The 3,026-nt window shown below is 43.2% G+C and carries 1 protein-coding gene; it reads right to left on the bottom strand.

Features of this window, described 5'->3' with window-relative positions; all coding sequences use genetic code 11:
- Positions 1–123: 123 nt before the first annotated feature.
- On the bottom strand, positions 124–3,026 hold a 2,903-nt coding region (locus F6K49_RS38725), incomplete at its 5' end, for an SDR family NAD(P)-dependent oxidoreductase (RefSeq protein WP_293105785.1).

The raw sequence follows: 3,026 nt of genomic DNA, 5'->3' as shown, positions 1-3,026 counted from the left end.
TTCTTTTTGAGCCTTCTCCAGTTGCTCTACCTGGGACTGTAATCGTTCAATTACTAAAAGCGATTTTTGTAAATTAGTTAATTGCTTAGGGTTAGATGAATTGTTCATTACTCCAGTTCCTAATTAATTTAGTAAGTTAAATTTTTGGTCGAGCAGCTCTTCTAGCTGTTTTTCTGAAAGATCTTGAACTTTCGATAATTGTTTTTCTTTTAGTTTATCTATTTCATCATTTGTATTTTCTGTTTTTTTTGTAATTGAAGTATTAAAAAATTCTTGATATAAAATCTGCTTAGACAAATAATCTACTAGCTTATTAAGCTTTGGATAATCAAAAGCCAGAGTAGAAGGTACCGAACACTTCAAACTACTTTGCAACTTATTCCTCAACTCCACAGAAGTCAAAGAGTCCATACCCAAATCAAAAAACCCTGTTTCCAAAGCAATTGATTCAGGATGACTAATTCCCAACACTTGAGCCACCTGACGACGCACATGAGCCACCAACAACAAACGACGCTCATTAGGTGGTGTAGCCTCCAACTTTAATAGAAAATCTGACTTCGATGGTTCCGCCACCTCCAATATAGTTTCCTGCCAATCCGCTAAAAACGGCCACTGCGCCACTTTCTTCTGCCACCGTGACCAGTCAATAGGTACGACCCCTACTTCCACATCCGAACCACTCATCAATAGTTCTAAAGACTCCAAGACCTGGCTCGGAGATATTGCACCTATCCCGTGCTTACCTACCCTCACATCTGCTCCTCGTTCCGCAGCCTCTCCCACTTCAGAAACTGCACCCCAATGAATACTCAATCCCGGTAATCCCTGAGCGCGACGATAATGAGCTAAACCATCAAGGAAAGCATTAGCAGAGGAATGATTTCCCTGGGCAGGCGAACCCAACAGAGATGCTGCCGATGAAAACAGCACAAAAAAGTCCAATGATTGATTTAGACTCAATTGATGCAAATGCCAAGCACCCTGCACTTTTGGTGCCATCACCCGCTCAAAACTAGACCAACTCTGGTTTTGTAGCACTCCATCTGATAACATTCCTGCTGAATGAATCACTCCTGCTAATGGTCGGTTTGATTCCTCAATTCTCTGCCACACCCCTCTCATTGATTCCCAATCTGACACGTCGGCTGTTTCCACTACCACGGACGCTCCTGCCATTTCTAACTCTGTTATTTTTTTCCGAGATGCATCATCCGGCGAACGGCGTCCTAACAATATTAAATGTTTAGCTCCCTTAGATACCATCCAATTAGCTACCAGTAAGCCTAAACCTGCCATACCTCCTGTTATCAAATAGCTAGCTCCAGAACGGAAACTTAAAGGCTTTTGAGTCTTACCATCAGCAAGTTGTGTTTGAGTTACCACAATCTTACCTATATGTTTGGCTTGTTGCATATAACGGAAGGCATCAATGACTTCCTCTATTGGAAATATCTTTATTGGTGGTGGTTGTAGTAAACCATTGCCGAATTTCTCTTTCAACCCTTGCAACATAGAATTGATTAATCCCGGTTGCTCTATTGACTCTTTGAATAAATCCACCACAAAATAAGATACATCCGGTCTGACTGCTGCTACTTGGCTTGAAGACCATACTCCTCGCCTGGAGATTTCCACAAACCGACCACCCTGAGCTACTACTGACATACTCTTGCTAATAAATTCCCCAGAAGTCAGGGAGTTGAGAACAATATCCACTCCTTGACCTTGAGTTATTTCCATCACCTGGTCAGCAAATTCTAATGTCCGGGAATTCATAATATGTTTAACACCCAGATTTCGTAATGCTTCCCATTTGCGAGGACTTGCTGTAGCCAAAACCTCAGCTCCTGCTTGCTGTGCCATTTTAACAGCAGCCATTCCCGTACCTCCTGCTGCTGCATGGATTAAAACGCGATCGCCAGCCTTAATCTTAGCCAAATGATGCAAAGTATAATAAGCTGTTAAAAAATTACTTGGAATAGATGCTGCTTCTTCAAAGCTCAGATGTTTTGGCTTAATAACTATATAGGTAGCATCAACAGTTACATACTGACTAAAGCAGTCAGGAGCCAGAGCTATAACTAAGTCACCCACTTGAAAATCTCTGACTTGCGGTCCTACAGCTACTACTTCTCCCGCACACTCTGCTCCCATTACAGGCTCTCCTGGATAAATATCCAAGGCTATGAGAACGTCACGAAAATTCAATCCTGTTGCCTTAACTCTAATTTCTACTTCCCCTGCTCCTGGCGAACGTCTAGTAACTGGTTCTAGGATTAAGTTATCCAAACTACCTCTCTGGGAACTTCCTAGTTTGAATGGTTGTGATGGCACCAACTGTTGTGCCACTGGTTGCCGATGACGACTACCCACCAACCGAGCTACATAACGACCATCCCCACGCCATGCTACCTGGTCTTCCCTATCCTCAGACCAAATTTCTTGAAATAGGGCATCAGCCTGACCCTCTAGAGTCTCCTCTGGGTCTAAATCTATACGAGTACAGTTCAACTCTGGATGTTCCCAGCTAATCACTTTACCCATTCCCCACACCGAAGATTGAGCTACTCCTGGTATCACCGGATGATGAACAGGCACCGCCTGAGCACCATTTGTCACCAACCATAATCGAGGGACAGTTGATAACCCGCCTTTCACCAATGCTTGTACTAAAGATAGAGTTGTGCCACACCCTAACTTCGATAAACTTCCTAACTTCTCAGAATTAATCCCTTGACCCACTTCGGCTTCAGCCGTCCAACATTGTACCACTCCATACAATGATGGTGACTTCCCGGCCACTGTCTCTATTACCTCCTCAAAATCTTTAGCTTGATTAGGATTAATACTAAATTCTCCCGGAGCTATCTGTTGATACTTTTCTCCGGCAAATACTAAAGTACAAACCTCTCCTAATGAGCGGAGTAAGGTCGCTAACTGCTGCCCTACTCCCTTTTTGTCTGCCAGTATCAACCAACTCTTAGAACTATCATTCCTTGGTTCTAACTTCGTTTGAGAGCCTA

The sequence above is a fragment of the Moorena sp. SIO3I6 genome (assembly GCF_010672095.1).
The sequence above is the reverse complement of the archived record's forward strand: the minus strand, read 5'-3'. Positions and strand labels throughout refer to the sequence as shown.